The sequence below is a fragment of the Oleiphilus sp. HI0086 genome, from assembly GCF_001635225.1.
The window spans coordinates 1-657 of the sequence record NZ_LWFZ01000455.1 but is presented as its reverse complement, the minus strand read 5'-3'; the positions used below and the strand labels follow the sequence as shown (position 1 = coordinate 657).

Annotated in this window: 1 protein-coding gene; it reads left to right on the top strand. The window is 46.3% G+C overall.

Going from position 1 to position 657, the window contains the following annotated elements:
* Nucleotides 1-657, top strand: a 657-nt coding sequence (locus tag A3756_RS27385) for a hypothetical protein (protein ID WP_197481198.1), incomplete at both ends; no start/stop codon positions are given.

Here is a 657-nt window from a genome sequence, read left to right as displayed (position 1 = left end):
ATATCCCGCGTGATTACATTAGTCACTGGGCAGACTGGATAGACGTTCGAAGCCAGGGTATACAAGATCTGAAGGACGGCTTACTCCATCTGAATAAAGAAAAACGTGGCGCGGATAGTGATGACCCCTACGAGCAGAGTGTGCGCTGTGGAAGTTTTACCGCGCATGCTCAGCATCACTTCATTAGCGGCTCGCTATCGGCGAACAAGAATAGTCTACTCAACAAGTATTTTGGCGATAGCCTGGTGAGACATACAAGTGCTAACCCCATATCTGCACCAGAAGACAGTAAGCAGGCCCATTTCAATGGTATTCCACATGTACCTCTGGCTCACTCAGAAAAGGTTTACCAGCAAATAAACCAGTGGTTCCGTGAGCATCCAGATCATATTGACTTGAAGTTCTACGAGGTGAGGGAAGCGACTAAGAAGCAGCAAATGGTGCAGAGAGTCGCGCAAGGCTTGTCGAATCAAGAAATCATATCAGGTAGCTTGGATTTGTTAGCGCTTGCCTATGATCATACGGTAGACGCCGTTGAGAAGGTTCACGGCGCGATAGCAGATGAACCATACAGCGTACTTAGGAAAGTCCCTTTGATTAAAGATGTAACCTTGCCGATAGAAGATAGCCATAAAGATATACTCAATACCATATACT